Genomic DNA, 17,958 nt, shown 5'->3' on the forward strand with positions numbered 1-17,958 from the left:
TACATTTTTTACTTAGCATCGTACCATGTGTCGCCATAGGAATAATCCACTTTTAATGGAACATCTATCTGTATTGCTTGCTCCATGACATCTGGAACGATCCTCTCCAGTATCTCGATCTCTTCCTTAGGTGCTTCGAAAATCAATTCATCGTGTACTTGTAAAAGCATCCTCGTCTGTAAACCCTCTGCCTTTAAACGTTCAGCCATACTGACCATCGCTTTTTTGATGATATCAGCGGCAGAACCTTGAATCGGTGTATTCATAGCGGTTCGTTCCGCGAAGCTTCTTAAATTGAAATTCCGGCTCGTAATTTCCGGGAGATATCTTCTGCGGTTCAACATCGTTGTGACATAGCCATCTTGCTTCGCCTGCTGTACAATATCGTCCATATATTGCTTTACACCCGGGAAGCTTTCAAAATAACGCTGAATAAATTGGCCTGCCTCTTTTCGGGTAATACCAAGACTTTGAGAAAGACCATAATCACTGATCCCATAAACGATACCGAAATTAACGGCCTTTGCTTGTCGACGCATGTCAGAAGTAACCTCATCCTCTGAAACATGAAAAACGTCCATTGCCGTTTTCGTGTGGATATCTAATTCATTGTTAAAGGCATCAATCAATTTTTCGTCCTGAGCAATATGCGCTAAAACTCTTAACTCGATCTGCGAGTAATCTGATGCAAACATGACCCAATCTTTTTCTGAAGGTACGAATGCTTGTCTTATTTTTCTGCCCGCCTCTAAGCGAATTGGGATGTTTTGAAGGTTGGGATCAATCGAACTTAGACGGCCAGTTTGCGCTAGCGCCTGATTGAACCGCGTATGAATCTTTTCGGTTTCACGGTTCACAACCTTCAACAAGCCCTCGATATAGGTAGAATTCAATTTACCTAGCTGACGGAAAAAAAGAATTTCTTCGACCACCTCATGTTTGTCCTTCAGCTTTTCAAGCACATCCGCTGAGGTTGAGTATCCAGTTTTTGTTTTCTTGATAGCTGGAAGCTGCAATTTTTCAAACAGAATCTCTCCAAGCTGTTTTGGTGAATTGATATTGAACTCTGTACCGACTAGCTCATAAATTTTAGTTTCTATTTTCTTAAGCTGTTCTTCGAGTTCAGTACCCATATCCTCAAGTCGTTTCACATCGACCTGTACACCCTGCTGCTCCATCTTGCCAAGCACTAACGATAAAGGCATCTCGAGGTTATAAAACAAGTCATCCTGTTCGTTTTTCTTTATGCTTTCCTGCAATTTAGGAACAACTGCTTGAAGCATACTTGCCTTCCGTACGATATGTTCGCTTAGCATATCCTGATCCGGAACCTTTTGTTTGGCTCCTTTTCCATACACGGCTTCATCACTGGACACAGCGTTCAGGCCGAGACGTGATGCAATAGAAGGAATATCATGAGAAGATTCAGATGGGTTTAACAGATAAGAGGCAATGAGTGCATCAAATGTGACCCCTCTCAAATGTATCCCCTTCCAGGCTAATGAAACGATTGCTTGTTTAGCATCAGAAGTATATTTTTCAATTTCTCCATCCTCAAGCCACGCGATTAACGTATCTGATTTTAACGCGATGTCCGTAGGTATAAAATAATTCCCTTTTTCATTTACAACTCCGAATCCTAAAATATCACCATTATGATAGTTTTCTTCTAAACACTCTATGACAATTGCTCCGTTTGAACCGAGTTCCTCTTCCGTAATTTCATCAAGGATGTCATACTTGATTTCTTCTGCAGGTTTTTCCGCCTCTTCAGCAGCTTCACTATCATACTTTGCGAGTAAAGAATTGAACCCAAGCTCCTTGAACAACTTGATTACATCTTCTGAGAACTCTTGATGGAAATCACAGTGATCCAGCTTCACGTCGATCGGAGCATCCTGATCGATCGTCGCAAGCTTTTTACTCATTTCGGCCAATTCTTTATGTTCTTCAAGCTTCTCTTTAAGCTTTTTCCCGGAAATCTTTTCAATCGATTCAAGTACGTTTTCAACGGTCCCGTACTCTTTTAGGAGCTTGATAGCCGTCTTCTCTCCAACACCCGGAACCCCAGGAATGTTATCAGAGCTATCACCCATTAGCCCCTTCATATCGATAATCTGTTCAGGAGTCAGCCCATATCGTTCTTCTACATGTTGAAGATCGTATGTATCAACGTCTGTAATTCCTTTTCTAGTAAGAGCGACGGTCACATTATCACCAACAAGCTGCAATAAATCCTTATCACCTGTAATGACCTTGACATCCCATTCATCAGAATTGGATTGTTTCGATAATGTTCCGATAATGTCATCTGCTTCGTATTGTTCAAGCTCATACCGTTTGATTTTAAACGCATCTAAAAGCTCACGAATCAATGGGAACTGTTCCGAAAGTTCTGGTGGTGTCTTTTGTCTTCCGCCCTTATATTCATTAAACGTCTTATGGCGGAAAGTTGTTTTCCCTGCATCAAATGCAACAACCATATGAGTTGGTGCTTCTTCTTCAATTACCTTTAAAAGCATGGTAGTAAATCCATAAACTGCATTCGTATAAACCCCTTTATCATTATTTAAAAGGGGCAATGCAAAAAACGCTCGGTAAGCAATACTATTTCCATCGATCAATACGAGTTTATTTTTACTCATCCGAATCCCTCCTCGTCCAATAACACTCTAGCTTTAGTTTACCATGTTTATTTTAATAAAGAAAAAAGGATTCATCCTCCCACGACTAAAGCATTGATCTTTGTAAACGAGGTGACGATCGACATATCGCCTGCCGGTGTTGTTCGCTTTTCCTTCTAGGCTCATCATCTCGCATTTCGAATCAATCGGACTTTGGTTGATTTCCCGAACAGTTTCTGACGAAAAGTGAGCCACGCACGGGAAGCCATTTTTTTGGCAACCGAGGCATTGACTTCATTCCCAAAGTGTTGGCGGATGGGTTTGACCCACTGATGGGCATAGGTAAATGACAATTAATTATTTAAGTTACACGAGAAATCAATTTCACCACGCACACGTCCGAATCTCACTTGATTATTTTTTGATTTTAGGAAATGACAGGAGAAATGTCGTACCTGCATCGTTTGCACTTTTCACCTGAATCGAGCCTTTATGTGCTTCGACTAAATGTTTGACGATTGCGAGTCCAAGTCCTGTTCCACCAGAATTTCTACTTCGTGCTTTATCAATTCGATAGAACCTTTCAAATATGCGTGGGATTTCCTCATCATCCATTCCAATTCCGGTATCCTTTACAGTCACATTTACAGCCCCTGGCTCTTCACTGCCGATTAACTGAACAGTACCTCCAGAAGGGGTATAGCTTATTGCATTATTAACAAGGTTGATCAAAATTTGCTTGATCCTCAAGGCATCCCCTTCAATCTGGAGATCATCGCATGTTGAAACAACGAAATGTATATCTTTTTCATTCGCTCGTGTTTCAAGTAAGTTTTTGACATCATTAATAATCAGCCCAACATCAATTCTTTGCAATTCCAGCTGAAAATTCGCCTGTTCCATTTTCGTAAAATCGAGCAAATCATTGATCAGTCTTTGAAGACGGTCACTTTCCTTCCAAATTATCGTTAAGAACTTTGTTCGAAGTTCTTTGTTATCCATCGCACCATCCAGCAGAGTTTCAGCAAAGCCTTTCAGTGACGTAACAGGTGTCCGAAGTTCGTGGGAAACATTCGCAACAAAATCTTTTCGTACTTGTTCGAGGTTTTTCAGTTCTGTAATGTCATGAAACACAAGAACGATTCCCTTTAAGTTTTCATACTGACCTAAAATCGGTACACAAGTAACATCAAAGTGCTTTCGTGTGATTCCAACCGATAAAAGAACCTGCTTACGAACAATTTTTTCTGTGAGGAAAGTTTCCTTCACGAGCTCAACTACATCTTCATGCGGCATTATTTCATGGTACATTTTATCGTTCAAGACGTTCCCATCCACTAAAAACGTTTCTTTATAAAAGCGGTTCATCAGATTTATATATCCTTTAGAATCGATCAAGAGAAGTCCGCTTCCCATATTTTCAATCACAGTCTTCATCCGCTCTTGCTCCGCTTCCCTTGAACGTGTTATTTGCTCAAGATTACGTGCAAGGACATTAAGGGAATGGTTAAGTTCGCCCGATTCCCTTAGCTGATACTCATGGCTTCTAGCTTTGTAATTTCCACGTGCAAGCTCACTTGCAACTCTCACGGCATCATCAACTGGATTAGCAAGCTTGTTCGTAAGTCGGAAGGTTAAATAGATTAAAATACAATACCCAAAAAATAGTGAAAACAATATGGGAAACCATATTTTCCGTACATCATTTTTAAAGGTTTGATCTGAAATTGTTAGGACAAGGAATCCATCCAATGAATCTCCTTCTGTCAGAGCAATTACAAAGTCGGTGTACCCTTCACGCTTCAATTGTTGAACATTATTTGTCACCTTTTTAAAACGGTCAGAATCAACCAATTCCCTACCGGATATCGTTGATTCAATAACATCACCGTCTCCGGAATAATACGTGAGCCCGCCATCTAATTCTTCTGCTAAATGCTCCAGCGGTTCTTCGATATCCCTATTGTCCTGAACAGACTTTGCGACCAGCCGTAATTGGGTTTCATAAGCTTCAACCTTCTGACGTTCAATACCTCCGATTGAAAGGTTTGCAATTAAAAAGCCTAGTAAGAGAAAGATGATGCTTGTGAAAACGACAAAGGCATTTAAAATTCGCCCGCGAAAGTTGCTCATCTATTGAGGGCCCTCCAGTTTATACCCTAATCCCCGAATCGTCTTTATATAGATCGGTTTCCGTGTATTTTGTTCAATTTTTTCCCGAAGATGGCTAATATGTACATCGACGATCCTCGTATCCCCCACAAAATCATAATTCCAAATTGCACTGAGTAATTGCTCTCTTGAGAGGACACGGCTTTTATTTTTGACAAGATAAACGAGTAGTTCGAATTCCTTCGGTGTCAATTCAAGTGCGCGCTCTTGAAAGAAGGCTTCATAGTTTTCAGGAAAGACCTTTAAATCACCGATTTCAAGAAATTCTGTATTAGAATCAGCACGATCTGATGACGTAGTTATTTGACTTCTTCTTAAAATTGCTTTAACACGTGCAACGACTTCTCTTGGACTAAAGGGTTTTGTCATATAATCATCTGCACCAAGCTCAAGACCTAACACTTTATCAAACTCATCATCCTTTGCTGTCAGCATCAAGATTGGAATCATGTGTTGAGTTTGACGGAGATTCTTACATATGTCTAATCCATCCATACCTGGCAGCATCAAGTCAAGAACAAGCAAATCGGGTGTTTCAGCTTTTGCTAGTTCTAACCCCTTTATCCCATCCAAAGCAGTGATCACTTCAAAACCAGCCTGCTCTAAATTGAATTGAAGCAGTGTGTTAATCGATTCTTCATCTTCAACAACCAATATTTTCTCGTTCATGGGCTTCCCCCAACCTAATAGGATTCATCTTTTGCCTTTATTCTTACACATAAGAACCTAAAAAAAAACAAAAAAGCCGAAAACGACTTTTTTGTTAACGAATATTTACATTAGCTTAAAAAAAATAACGTTCAATGCGTGAGGACTTTTCAAGGAACGAAGAAGTTGGACTGAATCCATCACGTTGTGAGATCACGTCGAACTGACTCACCTCCTGTGAGCCCTAAAAATTATCGAACGTTCTAGCAGTAATCGAACGCGGTGGATACGGTGGACATACATCGATATCCCCGTCGATAATGACCTCCTGTGATTCATCGAATCCTTTGATTCCGATGGTCACAAGATGGTTCTCTGAATCTACCCCTGTCACTTCAAACTTTAATACAATCGTTGCATAGTGGTGGACAGGATTTGGAAACGAAATGTTCTGTCTAATAATACAACTCCCTGGACCAGGAAGGAATTTGCTGATTGATGACGTAACAAAACCTAGCAACATTATCTGTGGAACAACTGGTTTCTTAAACGGAGTCAATGATGCATAATCATGTTGGATGAAAAGCGGATTATTGTCGTCCGTTAACCCTAAATAAAGAAGAATATCTTTATCCTCAATGGTTTCAGTAATTTCTAATTTCTCCCCAATATTGATTTCTTCGATTTTTCGTCCGATTTTTCGTTTTTTCCCTAGTAACATGCTGTTCCCTCCTCTGAAGTAAGCGATTACATTTTTCTATAAAGAAATCTTGGTAAAGTCAAGCCTTAGCTAAACTAAATACTATAGAAAGCATTATGCTGTAGTGAAAAATAAAAACATTCTGACATAAGTATGTAAAGAAAGAATTCGAGAAAAACTCTCGAATTCCTCCTTTTTCATTGTTCCATTTTTACGATAAAACATTCATGACATTGCGTACGGAGTCAGCAGACTTATCAAGCTCAGCTTTTTCTTCATCTGTAAGATCAAGCTCGATGATTTCTTCAAGTCCATTTCCACCAAGGATGGTCGGTACTCCTAGACAAATACCATCGTACCCATATTCTCCTTCAAGGTAAGCAATGGCTGGAAGTACACGGCGTTGATCCTTCAGAATCGCTTCAACCATCTCGACTAGTGAAGCCGCTGGTGCATAATAAGCACTGCCGTTACCTAATAGTTGAACGATTTCACCGCCGCCTTTTCGGGTACGCTCAACAATAGCATCCAGTCGGTCCTTGTCGATTAACTTATCTAGTGGAATCCCTCCAGCATTCGAGTAACGGATCAATGGAACCATATCGTCCCCATGTCCACCAAGAACAAAGCCGCGGATGTCCTTAACTGACAGATTCAACTCTTCAGCAACGAATGTACAGAAACGTGCTGTATCGAGAATACCGGATTGACCGATCACTCGATTTTTAGGGAAACCGGATTCTTTCAGTACGGTATATGACATTGCATCCACAGGATTCGTTAAGACAATGATTGTACAATCCGGAGAATATTTTACGATTTCCTGAGTGACACTTTTCATGATTTTAGCATTTGTATTTACGAGGTCATCACGGCTCATCCCAGGCTTACGTGCAATACCTGCAGTAATGACAACGATGTCAGAATCTGCTGTATCTTCATAGTTGGCCGTACCAGTAATCTTTGAATCAAATCCTTGAACAGGACTTGCCTCTAGCATATCAAGCGCTTTACCTTTTGTAGGGTCTTCCATATTTGGAATATCTACAAGAACGACATCTCCAAGTTCTTTTTGTCCAGCGATAAATGCAGTAGTAGCACCAGTAAAGCCGCCACCGATTACAGAGATTTTGTTTCGCCTGTTTGCCATTACTGTTTCCCCCTACTCCATATTTTTGATGAGTTCGTCACCGAACTCAGAACATTTAACTTCCGTTGCGCCTTCCATTAAACGAGCGAAGTCATACGTTACAACCTTGCTTGCGATTGTTTTTTCCATAGACTTGATGATCATGTCGGCAGCTTCGTTCCAACCGATGTGCTCAAGCATTAATACTCCAGAAAGAATAACGGAAGACGGATTAACTTTATCCATACCAGCATACTTTGGTGCTGTACCATGAGTTGCTTCAAAAATAGCATGTCCTGTTTCGTAGTTGATGTTTGCTCCTGGCGCAATTCCGATACCACCAACCTGTGCGGCTAAAGCATCAGAAACGTAATCACCATTCAGGTTCATTGTTGCAACGACATCGAACTCTGCAGGACGAGTCAAAATTTGTTGTAGGAAAATGTCCGCAATGGAATCCTTGATGATGATTTTCCCTGCTGCTTCTGCTTCGGATTGTGCTTTGTTTGCAGCGTCCTTACCGTCTTTTTCAACGATACGGTCATATTCAGCCCATGTGAACACTTTATCTCCAAATTCTTGTTCAGCAACCTCATAACCCCAGTTCTTAAAGGCACCTTCAGTGAACTTCATAATGTTCCCTTTGTGCACAAGGGTTACGCTCTTACGGCCTTCGTTAAGTGCATACTCAATCGCCGCTCGAACAAGACGTTTCGTACCTTCCTCAGAAACCGGCTTGATTCCGATTCCAGATGTCTCAGGGAAACGAATCTTGTTTGCCCCCATTTCCTCTTGAAGGAATTGGATCACTTTCTTCACTTCGTCGGATCCTTTTGCATACTCAATACCAGCATAGATATCTTCAGTATTTTCACGGAAAATGACCATATCTGTATCTTCAGGCTTTTTAACAGGTGATGGTACACCAGTGAAATAACGTACAGGACGCAAGCATGTAAAAAGGTCTAGTTCCTGACGCAGCGCTACGTTCAAGGAGCGGATACCGCCGCCGACTGGTGTAGTCAATGGTCCCTTGATAGCCAATATGTATTCATTGATTACATCAAGCGTTTCTGAAGGTAACCATTCCCCTGTTTTGTCATATGCCTTTTGACCAGCAAGGACCTCTTTCCAAACAATCTCTTTCTCGCCATTGTATGCTTTCTTAACCGCACCTTCTAAAACCTTTGATGCTGCCGCCCAAATATCTGGACCCGTTCCATCTCCTTCAATAAATGGGATAATCGGGTTGTTCGGTACGTTTAAAACACCATTATCTACTGTAATACGTTCTCCGTTTGACAAAATCATTACCTCCTGGTTGATAAATGTTTTACATCCCTATCGTCACAAATTCGATATGAATTAATCAAGTTTGATGGTGATGCACAGAAAACAGACACTACCGAGCGAGCAATCAGTCGTCGATCGCCTGTTCCCTATTTTGACCATCCCATCGGTTTTTATCGATTTTCAATTGATACAAATTGTTGCATTGAAGGTCCAGTATATTCTGCACGTGGACGAATCAATCGATTATTATCATATTGTTCAAGAATATGAGCTAACCAGCCTGATAATCTGCTCATTGCAAAGATTGGAGTGAATAGATCGTGCTTAAGACCGAGGCTGTGGTATACAGATGCCGAGTAGAAATCGACATTCGGCAGCAATCCTTTTTCCTTTGTCATCAACTCATCAAGCTTAACAGACATTTCATACCATTTTGTCTCACCGGTAATGCTTGTTAATTGCTTGGACATTTCACGAAGATGTTTTGCTCGTGGATCTCCGTCCTTGTAAACACGATGTCCGAATCCCATGATTTTCTCTTTTCGTTCAAGAGCATCCTTGAGGTAAGGTTCAACATTTTCTACTTCCCCAACATCAGATAGCATCTTCATAACACGCTCGTTTGCTCCACCGTGTAACGGCCCTTTTAAAGCACCAATCGCAGCGGTCACCCCAGAGTAAACATCAGATAATGTTGCAACACATACGCGTGCTGTAAATGTCGATGCATTCAATTCGTGATCAGCGTGCAATACCAATGCTTTATTAATCGCGTTTACTGATATCTCGTCCGGTTCTTTTCCGTTCAGCATGTAAAGGAAGTTTGCCGCATAGCTTAGGTCTTCTTTCGGCTCAATTACTTCTTTACCATCACGTAATCGTGAGAACGCTGCAACGATTGTGGATAGTTTAGCTAACAAGCTGATTGATTTGTTAAGGTTTGCCTCTTCACTCATATTATCCGCGTTCTCATCATATAACCCTAATGAGGAAACGGCTGTACGAACTCCTGCCATCGGATGAATTTCACCGAGTGGATACTGTTTAAGCATGTCCATAACCTGTGAAGGAACTGCATACTGTGAAGACAGTTTCCCCTTGAATTCATTCAATTCTTTTTCCGTTGGTAGCTTCCCGTACCATAGTAAGTATACGACCTCTTCAAAGCTAGCATGATCTGCAAGATCGTCAATATTATAGCCTCGATATGTTAGTACACCATCAATAATGGAACTTACTGAGGATGTTGTGGCTACAATGCCTTCTAAACCTCTAGTTGTTGTCATGGCTCTCTCTCCTTTTAAATTAGTTTTCTCTGTCTTATTAAAAAGACGTAGATAATAAAGAAAATGCTTACAAGCAAAGGGTATCAAAATAATTTGAACCCAAAATATTAGGTAAACATATTAAGGAAGGATAAAACACATACAGTACAATTATAAACAATTCTCTGACTTTTGTGAACGCCCAAGGCTTGAAAACCTTATTTCCATAACGAATTTTCGATTCTCATCCCGTGATCAATTGAACGATGCGTATCGCCAGATAAGCTATACCCGCTCCTATCAAAGGACCTACTGCGATTCCATTGAAAAGGCTTACTGCTAAAATCGTACCTATAACTAATGTAGTGGTAATATGTGGATCTTCGGTCAAAAGCTTAATACCGCTTGCAGCAATCAGAGCAACTGCAATCCCTGATCCAAGAGCGATCCACCCGTAATAGGACTTCATTGCTTCGCCTAATTGTTTAAATCCTATTTCCCCGGTTGCAATTGGAATTAGAACAGCGACTGTAATTATTATGACTCCCCATTCGATCCCTCTTTTTTGTATTAACGGAAAGAACCGGTCACCTAAACCGACCCATTTAATTATGAGAAGAAAGGCAACTGCTATGATCAATGATTTATTTTTTGCCATTAAAGCAATAGCCAGAAGAACAACGAGGAATAGGGATGCTTGGTCAAGCATTTGACACTTCCTTCCATACACTGCAATTTCTGGATTGAAACTTGATGCAAGTAAATGTAAAATAATACTATTCCTAAGGGGCTGGCAAAATAGCGGAGCAAAGTTCCAATTGTTGAATTAAGAGAAATGGTTTGTCCGCAGACGACCATACCCCAAAAGAAAGGATAAGATGTAGTTGAATCTTCAATATGTTTATAGTTTTATCCGGTTTCTACTTATAATTGCCATTTTATTGTTTTCACTCGTTGCACTCTATTATGTTGCACATGTAACCTACCCTTTTATTATTGCGTTAATTCTTGCATTTATGATTAACCCGATCGTCAATCTACTTGAACGGAAAGGGAAAATGCCGAGAGGACTTGCCGTCTTTGTCGTAATTCTGATTTTGATCGGGTTGATTGTCGGCTTTGTAACTCTCATAATCAGTGAAATGATTTCAGGGTTCGGCTATTTGGCTGAAGTTATTCCCGAGCATACAAAAACGCTCGTCCAGTTTGCCCAAACGTATTTTACCCAGCAAATCCTGCCGATCTATTATGATCTCGCAGCAATGTTCCAACAGCTTGATCCTGCCCAGCAGGAAACGATTACGAATAACATCGAATCAGTCGGTAAAAATATTACAACCAACGTAAGGGAGTTCGTTCAATCATTTTTGACAGGCTTGCAAAATTTCCTATTAAACTTGCCGAATGTTGTAACAGTGCTGATTTTCTCTTTATTAGCGACATTTTTCATAAGTAAAGACTGGTACCGATTTCAGGGATGGATAGCAAAACGGACACCTAAGCGTACTGTTGAAAGTGGACAAAGTGTATACCGTGAGCTACGAAAGGCACTCTTTGGATTCATGAAAGCTCAGTTGACATTAATATCAATTACGGCAGCTATCGTGCTTGTCGGCCTTTTGATCTTGCAGGTGGATTATGCAATCACGATTGCGATCCTGACCGGTGTAGTTGACTTACTCCCATACCTTGGGACTGGTGCGGTATTTATTCCGTGGATCATTTATTCATTCATTATTGAAGACTTTACCCTGTCTATCGGCCTGTCGATTCTATACGGTGTCGTGATTATCCAACGACAGATCATGGAACCGAAAATACTATCTTCAAGTATTGGACTCGATCCCCTGGCAACATTAATTTCACTTTTCGTAGGATTTAAGTTATTCGGGTTCCTCGGTTTGATAATCGGGCCAGTTATACTCGTGATCATACGCGCATTAAACCAAGCAGACGTATTTCAGGATTTATGGAGTTTCATTATCGGAAAAAAAGCATCGTAACAAGAAAAGCGAAAATCCCTTTGGCAACCACGAAGGTTACTGAAAGACTATTTAGGAGGATGTTGCCCTACGATGCCCTCTAACCGTCACTCTCTGCACGTTGAGGCCATCAGACGACCTCTTGTTCACTTTGAGCGTTTGACATAACTTAGTAAGGACCTTATCGAATTCGAATCCTTTTTATCGATAAGGTCCTTCTTCGTTTAGGGAAATATGACTTACCTACGATCGAAACGTAAAAGTAAACTGTCCGCTTTCGATCTTCTTCTGAATGAAACGCCTCATCCACATCTTAATTACTGACCGCGTAAACGGAAACAGTAATAGAAAACCCGTCGCATCCGTTATAAATCCCGGGGTAAGCAACAAGCTTCCTCCGATAAGAATGCAAATTCCGTCTAGAAGGACATCACTCGGCACATCCCCGTTTTGCAATTGGACTTGTGCAAGCCTTAATGCTTCCATACCCTCACGTTTAGCCAACCATGCCCCAGTAACTCCAGTTGCTATGATTACTAAAATCGTAAATGGAATTCCAAATGTTTTGCCAGACCAAATCAGTATACCAATTTCCAATGCAGGAACAATGATCAGTATCAATAATAGAATTCGAAACATATAATCCGCTCCTAACTTAAAGGACGTGATCAATTAAAGGACTAATTAGCCAACAATAATGCGGACGATTATAATACGCTCGTATGCCCGCTATAAACAACCCCTCTTGACCCATCTACAGTAATCGCTTGACCATCCTTGAAAAGCTTTGTAGCATTATCAACACCGACGATAACCGGAATACCGAGGCTTAATCCGACTACAGCAGCATGACTTGTTAAACCGCCTTCCTCTGTAATAATCGCTGAAGCGTTCTTAAGCGCGGGAATCATATCACGATCTGTACCAAGGGTAACGAGGATATCACCTTCCTCGACTTTTTCAATTGCATCCTCGGCGTTGTTTGCAACGGCAACTTTTCCCGCAACTGATTTTTGACCGATTCCTTGTCCTTTTGCAATGACGTCTCCAACAACATGTACTTTCATCAGGTTGGTCGTGCCTGTTTCACCTACAGGAACGCCTGCTGTTATTAATACGAGATTTCCATGACGAACAATTCCTGATTTTAAGGATGCATTAACAGCAATGTCCAACAGTTCATCAGTAGAAGTTGCTTCTTCACTTAGTTGCGGTACAACTCCCCATACGAGAGACATACGTCTGCAAACCGCTTCTGAACTAGTTACAGCGATAATAGAAGCCTCAGGACGATATTTAGAAATCATCCGTGCTGTATGACCACTTTCGGTAGGAGCAATAATCGCAGAGATATTCAGATTATATGCTGTATGTGATACAGATTGACTAATTGCATCTGTTACAGTAAGCTTGCTCGATTTACTTCGTGAATGTAGAATCTCTTCATGATTTAATGCACTTTCAGCTTTTCGTGCAATTTTATCCATCGTTTGAACAGCTTCTACAGGGTATGAGCCTGCAGCCGTTTCTCCTGATAGCATTATCGCATCTGTACCATCAAAAATGGCATTCGCTACATCACTCGCTTCTGCACGGGTCGGACGTGGGTTGCGTTGCATCGAATCCAGCATTTGTGTAGCAGTTATGACTGGTTTACCCATGTCATTGCATTTACGAATCAATTTTTTCTGAACAAGTGGAACTTCCTCAGCCGGAATTTCAACCCCTAAATCACCCCGAGCAACCATCAAGCCATCGGAAACCTCTAAAATCTCCTCGATGTTATCGACACCCTCTTGGTTTTCAATTTTAGGGATGATATTGATATGTTCAGCATTATGACGTTCTAGGATCTCACGAATTTCCAACACATCGGAAGCACGTCGAACGAAGGATGCAGCAATAAAGTCAACACCCTGTTGAATCCCGAATTCAATATCCTTTGCATCTTTCTTAGTGATTCCTGGCAGGTTTACTGAAACATTCGGAACATTAACGCCTTTTTTATTCTTTAAAACGCCACTGTTCAGAACTCGTGTGATTAATTGCCGTTCTTCAATTCCGGTTACCTCAAGCTCGATCAATCCATCATCAAGCAGAATTTTTGAACCGACCTGTACATCCTTGACTAGACCCGGATAAGTGATGGAAATTTTTGATTCGTTTCCAGTCAGCTCGTCCATCGAAACGATTAAATCTTGTCCAGCTCTCAGATTCACTTCACTGTTTTCAAGTGTACCAGTACGAATTTCAGGACCTTTGGTGTCGAGCAAAATCGCAATGGTTTGCTTTGTTTGCTTTGATGCTTCGCGAATATTTACGATTCGCGCTCCATGTTCTTCGTAATCCCCATGGGAAAAGTTTAACCGGGATACATTCATCCCAGAGTCAATCAGTTTCTTTAACGTTTCGACTGTTTCGCTGGCAGGACCAATCGTACAGACAATTTTGGTTTTTCTCATCGTGTTCCTCCTTGAATTTCTCTATTAGATCGATAGCTCTTTAGAGAGCTGATACATATCATTATCAATTTTATGACGTTGGGAAAGAACCTCATCAATTTTATGAGCAACGAGCTCGTTCTTTTGAATTCCAACTGCCTTTCCTTTCTCACCGGTGATCAACATGCGTACAGCCTTTGCACCGAGCCGGCTTGCCAGGACACGATCGAACGCAGTTGGTGAACCACCGCGCTGTATATGTCCCAGCACTGTTACCCTCGTTTCATAGCCTGTCGCTTCTTGAACTTGAGCAGCAATGTCAACACCGCTGCCTACACCTTCCGCCACGACGATGATACTATGTTTCTTGCCACGATCATGTCCGCGTGTCAGACGCTTTACGATGTGATCCATCTGGAAGTCTTCTTCTGGTATTAAAATCGACTCTGCTCCGCCTGCTAAACCTGACCAGAGAGCAATATCACCAGCGTTTCTTCCCATAACCTCGATCACGTATGTACGTTCATGGGACGTCGCCGTATCACGAATTTTATCAATCGCATCGATTACTGTATTCAGTGCAGTATCAAAACCGATTGTAAAATCAGTACCAGGGATGTCATTATCAATTGTACCTGGAAGAGTAATTGTCGGAAACCCGTGCTCGGTCAGTTTTTGAGCCCCGCGATAGGAGCCATCCCCACCGATTACCACAAGTCCCTCAATACCGAACTTTTTCAGTTGCTCGACACCTTTCTTTTGCCCTTCAAGGGTTTTAAATTCCTCACACCTTGCTGAATATAACATCGTTCCTCCACGATGAATTATATCCCCAACGGACCCGAGTTCCATTTTCTCAATATGTCCGGAAATAAGACCAGAATATCCATGGAAAATGCCATACACTTCTAGTTCCTGATAAATGGCTTCTCTGACAACCGCCCGTACGGCAGCATTCATCCCCGGACTATCTCCTCCACTCGTTAATACGCCTATCCGTTTCATCTCTCTTTCACCTCATCATCGTATATGTTGTGTACTTAAAATATCATTTTCCAAAATGGAAGACAATAAACAAGTCTGAACATGAAAAAAAGAGGTGCTCAGCAGGAATCAGGATAGTTTCCAAAATGGAATTTATCTATTCCCCGTCTGAGTCAACCTCTTTCGCTAATTGACACCAATGGAATCGCTTTCAAACGTATACTTTCCAATTTTTTTATACTTTTCGTATCGGTGTTCGACAAGTTCATCGCTGCTCATTTTTCCAAGCTCATCCAAGGAAGTCTGCAGTGTTTCCTCAATCAAGGAAGCCTGAGTATGCGGATCCTTATGAGCTCCACCCTTTACTTCGGGAATCATTGTATCAATAATCCCCATTTCTAAAAGGTCAGGAGCAGTAATCTTCATTGATTCAGCTGCCCGTTTCGCCTGCGAAGCATCTTTCCATAGTAAAGCCGCAGCCCCTTCAGGCGAAATAACAGAGTACCAGGAGTTTTCGAGCATGTGGACATGGTTACCTACACCGATTGCAAGTGCACCACCGCTTGCACCTTCACCAATAACGATACAAATAACAGGGACCTTCAAGCCCGCCATCTCGATTAAATTACGAGCAATCGCTTCACTTTGTCCCCGTTCTTCAGCAGACATACCTGGATAAGCCCCTTTTGTATCGAGGAGGCATATAATCGGACGATTGAACTTTTCAGCTTGTTTCATCAACCTTAGTGCTTTCCGGTAGCCTTCCGGGTGTGGCATTCCGAAATTACGACGTAGGTTTTCCTTCGTATCTTTTCCCCTTTGGTGTCCGATGACCGTAACGGATTTACCGTGGAACTTGGCAATCCCTCCGACAATCGCTTCATCATCACCGTAAAGACGATCTCCGTGAAGCTCCAGAAAATCAGTGAAAAGCATATGGATATAATCTAAAGTCGTCGGGCGTTCATGATGACGAGCGATTTGGACACGGTCCCATGGAGTCATTTTCCCATATACTTCTTTCTCTACGATTACAAGACGTTCCTCTAGACTATCTACTTCGTCAGATAGGTCGATCCCTTTTTCATCCATAAACGTTTTAAGCTCTTTGATTTTATTTCTCAATTCAACGACTGGTCGTTCAAATTCCAATTCACCAACCACTACTCTTCACCTCCTGTCCTATGAATATCTAATACCGTTGCTAATGTGGATTTTAACTTTGAACGATGGATGACAGAATCCAATTGGCCGTGTTTTAATAGAAACTCGGATGTTTGGAAATCCTCTGGAAGCTCTTGACGGATCGTTTGTTCAATAATACGTCGACCAGCAAAACCGATAAGTGCACCAGGTTCAGCAAAATTATAATCCCCCACAGAAGCAAAACTAGCTGAAACTCCGCCAGTCGTTGGATGGGTCATCACTGAAATAAACAAGTATCCTTTATCATGATGCCGTTTAAGCGCAACACTTGTCTTTGCCATTTGCATTAAACTTAACACGCCTTCTTGCATACGTGCACCGCCTGAAGCGGTAAAAATAATGAATGGCTTTTTTTCGTCAGTTGCTACCTCAATTGCTCTTGTTATTTTCTCACCAACTACCGAACCCATACTTCCCATTCGAAAGTGAGAATCCATAATTGCAATTACAATCGGGTTTCCGTCAATTTCTCCTTTTCCAGTTACAACAGCCTCGTTAATTCCCGTTTTTGCTCGATCCTTTTCGATTCGATCGAGATAATCAGGGAAATCGAGTGGGTTTTCAGTTTTCATTTCTTGAAACAGTTCTTCGAAAGTATTAGAATCGATTGTTTTTTGAATCCTTTCCTGTGCGGTCATTCGAAAATGAAAACCACAAGAAGTACATACCTTATGCGCTTTATTTAATTCTTTTGTCGTCATAATCGTCTTACATTCCGGGCATTTTGTCATGATGCCTTCTGGTACGTCCTGCTTTAATTTTTCAGAGGGTATCGTTGCATATTTACGTTTTTTTGCAAACAAGTCTTTTAACAAGTCATTGCACCTCCATGATTCCCCTATCACTTACTATTTTGTATGTCCTATAATTTAACGACAGAAACGGTCAATTGTATCTACAGCTTCATAACCACTTCCGTCAATGATCATTGATAGAATTTTTTCGTAGTCTTTGAGCGGATATTTATGTTCTCTTGAATATGAAGTATAATCATAATCAATAAGTTCAATCCATAATCGATGTAAGAGAGAGTTATGTGCTGCTTCCATCACCTTGTGGAAGAAGTTCCAATCGGCTCTAGCAAAATCTTCAGGTGAGGCATTTTCTTTCATCGAGTAAACGGTTTTTTTTAACACTTTCAATTGCTCGTCTGTCCTTCTTAAAGAAGCTAACTGAACAGCATCTCTTTCTATTAGACAGCGTGTCTCTGTGAGCTCACTTCTTGCAGTCGCATCATTTAAAATAAAAGAGGCGAGAACTTGAACGAGTCTATGTTTTCTAGCTTCTTTTATATAGGTACCTTCACCTCGCCGCGTTTCAATCAATCCGAGTAGCTCTATCGCTCTAAGTGCCTCTCGAACAGAAGATCTACCAACATTGAGTCGTTCTGATAGTTCACGCTCAGATGGCAATTTATCACCTGCTTGCAGTTGATCGTTTAAGATGATTGTTTTTAAACGTTCAAGGATTTCGACAAACACTTTTTCTCTTGGTTTGCTTGTCATTTTATCCAC

At 41.2% G+C, this 17,958-nt stretch carries 15 protein-coding genes; 1 reads left to right on the forward strand and 14 read right to left on the reverse strand.

The genetic code is table 11. The features are described 5' to 3' along the window. Positions 1–8: 8 nt before the first annotated feature. From polA to MOJ78_RS15205, 8 genes are all read right to left on the reverse strand, one after another. The gene (polA, locus tag MOJ78_RS15170) at positions 9–2,645 is read right to left on the reverse strand and encodes a DNA polymerase I (protein WP_304978172.1); all 2,637 of its coding nucleotides are present in this window, start codon (positions 2,643–2,645) and stop codon (positions 9–11) included. Between the two features lie 393 nt (positions 2,646–3,038). Then, positions 3,039–4,757, reverse strand: a complete 1,719-nt coding sequence (gene pnpS, locus MOJ78_RS15175) for a two-component system histidine kinase PnpS (RefSeq protein WP_304978173.1) — start codon at positions 4,755–4,757, stop codon at positions 3,039–3,041. Next, entirely contained in the window at positions 4,758–5,465 is a 708-nt protein-coding gene (locus MOJ78_RS15180) for a response regulator transcription factor (protein ID WP_304978174.1), read from the reverse strand. Positions 5,466–5,688: 223 nt separating this feature from the next. Continuing rightward, entirely contained in the window at positions 5,689–6,165 is a 477-nt protein-coding gene (locus tag MOJ78_RS15185; protein WP_304978175.1) for a MaoC family dehydratase, read from the reverse strand. 190 nt (positions 6,166–6,355) lie between these two features. Beyond that, positions 6,356–7,294 (reverse strand): malate dehydrogenase, encoded by a 939-nt coding sequence (gene mdh / locus MOJ78_RS15190; protein ID WP_304978176.1) that lies wholly within the window; start codon positions 7,292–7,294, stop codon positions 6,356–6,358. A 12-nt stretch (positions 7,295–7,306) separates the two neighbouring features. Next, positions 7,307–8,584, reverse strand: coding sequence for an NADP-dependent isocitrate dehydrogenase (icd, locus tag MOJ78_RS15195; protein WP_304978177.1), 1,278 nt, complete (start codon positions 8,582–8,584; stop codon positions 7,307–7,309). A 152-nt stretch (positions 8,585–8,736) separates the two neighbouring features. Beyond that, entirely contained in the window at positions 8,737–9,852 is a 1,116-nt protein-coding gene (gene citZ, locus MOJ78_RS15200) for a citrate synthase (protein WP_304978178.1), read from the reverse strand. A 223-nt stretch (positions 9,853–10,075) separates the two neighbouring features. Continuing rightward, a complete protein-coding gene (locus tag MOJ78_RS15205) occupies positions 10,076–10,540 on the reverse strand; it encodes a DUF441 domain-containing protein (protein WP_304978179.1) in 465 nt (154 codons plus the stop codon). 175 nt (positions 10,541–10,715) lie between these two features. Between MOJ78_RS15205 and ytvI the strand changes: the two genes are divergently transcribed. Next, positions 10,716–11,834: a sporulation integral membrane protein YtvI gene (gene ytvI, locus MOJ78_RS15210; RefSeq protein WP_304978180.1), complete on the forward strand. Its 1,119-nt coding sequence runs from the start codon at positions 10,716–10,718 to the stop codon at positions 11,832–11,834. Between the two features lie 222 nt (positions 11,835–12,056). Here ytvI and MOJ78_RS15215 read toward each other — a convergent pair whose 3' ends face one another. The 6 genes from MOJ78_RS15215 to MOJ78_RS15240 all read right to left on the reverse strand — a co-directional run bounded on the left by MOJ78_RS15215 (position 12,057) and on the right by MOJ78_RS15240 (position 17,949). After that, a complete protein-coding gene (locus tag MOJ78_RS15215; protein WP_304978181.1) occupies positions 12,057–12,452 on the reverse strand; it encodes an FxsA family protein in 396 nt (131 codons plus the stop codon). Positions 12,453–12,520: 68 nt separating this feature from the next. Next, on the reverse strand, positions 12,521–14,275 hold the full coding sequence (gene pyk / locus MOJ78_RS15220; RefSeq protein ID WP_304978182.1) for a pyruvate kinase: 1,755 nt from the start codon (positions 14,273–14,275) through the stop codon (positions 12,521–12,523). A 24-nt stretch (positions 14,276–14,299) separates the two neighbouring features. After that, positions 14,300–15,259, reverse strand: a complete 960-nt coding sequence (gene pfkA / locus MOJ78_RS15225; protein WP_304978183.1) for a 6-phosphofructokinase — start codon at positions 15,257–15,259, stop codon at positions 14,300–14,302. Between the two features lie 165 nt (positions 15,260–15,424). Next, positions 15,425–16,402 carry an acetyl-CoA carboxylase carboxyl transferase subunit alpha gene (accA, locus tag MOJ78_RS15230; protein ID WP_304978184.1) on the reverse strand — a complete coding sequence of 326 codons (978 nt, stop codon included), beginning with the start codon at positions 16,400–16,402 and terminating at the stop codon, positions 15,425–15,427. Continuing rightward, positions 16,402–17,259, reverse strand: a complete 858-nt coding sequence (gene accD, locus MOJ78_RS15235; RefSeq protein WP_304978185.1) for an acetyl-CoA carboxylase, carboxyltransferase subunit beta — start codon at positions 17,257–17,259, stop codon at positions 16,402–16,404. The genes accA and accD overlap by 1 nt, the downstream gene beginning before the upstream one ends. Positions 17,260–17,313: 54 nt before the next feature. After that, positions 17,314–17,949: a FadR/GntR family transcriptional regulator gene (locus tag MOJ78_RS15240; RefSeq protein WP_304978186.1), complete on the reverse strand. Its 636-nt coding sequence runs from the start codon at positions 17,947–17,949 to the stop codon at positions 17,314–17,316. Between the last annotated feature and the right edge of the window lie 9 nt (positions 17,950–17,958).

This window comes from Alkalihalobacillus sp. AL-G (assembly GCF_030643805.1).
Classification (GTDB): Bacteria; Bacillota; Bacilli; order Bacillales; family Fictibacillaceae; genus Pseudalkalibacillus.

What these genes read in the sequence shown, in the direction of transcription:
- MOJ78_RS15185 (WP_304978175.1), bottom strand. Translation starts at nt 6,165, where the DNA reads ATGTTACTAGGGAAAAAACGAAAAATCGGACGAAAAATCGAAGAAATC.
- MOJ78_RS15215 (WP_304978181.1), bottom strand. Translation starts at nt 12,452, where the DNA reads ATGTTTCGAATTCTATTATTGATACTGATCATTGTTCCTGCATTGGAA.
- citZ (WP_304978178.1), bottom strand. Translation starts at nt 9,852, where the DNA reads ATGACAACAACTAGAGGTTTAGAAGGCATTGTAGCCACAACATCCTCA.
- pyk (WP_304978182.1), bottom strand. Translation starts at nt 14,275, where the DNA reads ATGAGAAAAACCAAAATTGTCTGTACGATTGGTCCTGCCAGCGAAACA.
- pnpS (WP_304978173.1), bottom strand. Translation starts at nt 4,757, where the DNA reads ATGAGCAACTTTCGCGGGCGAATTTTAAATGCCTTTGTCGTTTTCACA.
- MOJ78_RS15205 (WP_304978179.1), bottom strand. Translation starts at nt 10,540, where the DNA reads ATGCTTGACCAAGCATCCCTATTCCTCGTTGTTCTTCTGGCTATTGCT.
- pfkA (WP_304978183.1), bottom strand. Translation starts at nt 15,259, where the DNA reads ATGAAACGGATAGGCGTATTAACGAGTGGAGGAGATAGTCCGGGGATG.
- icd (WP_304978177.1), bottom strand. Translation starts at nt 8,584, where the DNA reads ATGATTTTGTCAAACGGAGAACGTATTACAGTAGATAATGGTGTTTTA.
- mdh (WP_304978176.1), bottom strand. Translation starts at nt 7,294, where the DNA reads ATGGCAAACAGGCGAAACAAAATCTCTGTAATCGGTGGCGGCTTTACT.
- MOJ78_RS15240 (WP_304978186.1), bottom strand. Translation starts at nt 17,949, where the DNA reads ATGACAAGCAAACCAAGAGAAAAAGTGTTTGTCGAAATCCTTGAACGT.
- polA (WP_304978172.1), bottom strand. Translation starts at nt 2,645, where the DNA reads ATGAGTAAAAATAAACTCGTATTGATCGATGGAAATAGTATTGCTTAC.
- MOJ78_RS15180 (WP_304978174.1), bottom strand. Translation starts at nt 5,465, where the DNA reads ATGAACGAGAAAATATTGGTTGTTGAAGATGAAGAATCGATTAACACA.